3 protein-coding genes are annotated in these 1,547 nt (G+C 74.5%); all 3 read right to left on the reverse strand.

Annotation, left to right across the window (positions count from 1 at the left end; all coding sequences use genetic code 11):
* Positions 1-186, reverse strand: a 186-nt coding sequence (locus tag ACESWY_RS10220; protein WP_373094350.1) for a response regulator, incomplete at its 3' end; no start/stop codon positions are given.
* Positions 187-231: 45 nt separating this feature from the next.
* Positions 232-633 (reverse strand): hypothetical protein, encoded by a 402-nt coding sequence (locus ACESWY_RS10225; protein WP_373094352.1) that lies wholly within the window; start codon positions 631-633, stop codon positions 232-234.
* A complete protein-coding gene (locus ACESWY_RS10230) occupies positions 626-1,441 on the reverse strand; it encodes an ABC-2 family transporter permease (protein ID WP_373094354.1) in 816 nt (271 codons plus the stop codon). The genes ACESWY_RS10225 and ACESWY_RS10230 overlap by 8 nt, the downstream gene beginning before the upstream one ends.
* Positions 1,442-1,547 lie beyond the last annotated feature (106 nt).

Here is a 1,547-nt window from a genome sequence, read left to right on the forward strand (position 1 = left end):
GAGCTCGAAGCCGTCGAGCCCCGGCATCATGACGTCGCAGAGCACGAGGTCGAAGCGCGAGAGGTCCATCCCCGGGACCGCCGTCGGGTCCGCCGCCTTGACGACCTCATGGCCGTCGCGGCCGAGGACGCGCGCGAGCGCGTCGAGGATCGCCCGTTCGTCATCCACTGCCAGTATCCTCGCCATGCTTGACCTCCTGAAACTCTCGTCGGAATTGTACTAGCGCCGCGCTCAGCGGTCCAGAGCCCTGCGCGCAGCCGCGGGCGCCTCGGCCGCGTCGCACGCGCGGTAGCGCACGCCCGAGCCGCCGCGCGCCTCGATCTCGAGCCAGCCCTCGCCGTTCGACTCCCGTCCGAAGAAGATGAGCTGGAGCTCTCGGACATTGCCCCTGTCGTCCGCCGCGTCCACCAGGTAGACGTAGTTCGCCCCCGCCCCGGTGGCGTCGGCGTAGGAGCTCGCGTGGCTGCCGGGCTCGGGCGCGGGCGCCCACATGGTGATCTCAGGGTTGGGCAGCACGCGGTCGGCGATCGAGCGCAGCGCCGACCCCCAGCCGGCGTCGAGCAGGGCATTCCCGCCCAGGACGAGCGCTGCGGAGAGGAGGGCGAGCACGGCGGCGAGCGGCCTCCTACTCATCTGCCCTCCCGTCCTCGAAGCGGCGGAACCAGGCGATAAGGACGGCGGCGGTCGCCAGGGTGAGCACGAGGCCAGCGAGCGCAGTCGTGAGGAGAGGGCCCGCCGCGCGTGCGGCGTCGATGAAGGCCTCCACCCCGAGCGACCCCAGGCGCGCGGGCCAGGCGAGCGGCACCCAGCTCAGGGGCGTCGCCAGGGCACCGGTGAGCTCGCCGGTCATGAGGCCGTGCGCAAGTCCGCCCACTGAGAAGAACGCGAGGAGCATACCCGCCGCGCCGGCGCCGATGGCGGCGTTGCGGCCGAGGCGCAGGGCCACGCCGAGCCCCAGCGCGTAGAGGGGCAGGCTGCCCAGCACGATGCCCGCCCAGGCGGCCGCAAGCGGAGCGGGCCCGAGCGGCAGGCGCCCGGCGACGGCGAGCACGGCCCCGAACACGCCGAGCGCCACGGCCAGCGCGCCCGCGCCGAGCGCCGCAAGGGCGAGCAGCTTCGCCGCGACGGCGCGCCCGCGCGAGGGGACCGCCGTGAGGTTGGCGAGGCGCCCGGCAGCGCGCTCCTCGTCCACGGCGAGCCCGCAGACGATGGCGGACATGAGCGGCATGAGGGCGCCGAGGAACTGGGCGTAGGCGTCCGCGCCCAGCGCCGGGTCCCATCGGGTTACGGAGAAGTACTCGCCGCAGGCAAGACCGGCTGCCAGGCCGCAGACGAGGTGCACCACTGCGAGCGGGGAGCGCGCCAGGCGCAGGGCCTCGGAGAGCAGGGCCCGCGGGAGAGTCATGCGCGGCGTCGGGTCGGAGAGTCGCGTCATGGCCATCACCTCTCCTCGGAGCGCGCGAACCAGGCCGCGCCCGCCGCCGTGAGCGCGGCGAACGCGAGCGCGCAGACCGCAAGGCCCGCCAGCGTGAGCATGCCGTCCGCCG

Origin of the sequence: Collinsella aerofaciens ATCC 25986, assembly GCF_964237925.1 — a bacterium.
GTDB classification, from domain to species: Bacteria; Actinomycetota; Coriobacteriia; order Coriobacteriales; family Coriobacteriaceae; genus Collinsella; species Collinsella aerofaciens_BJ.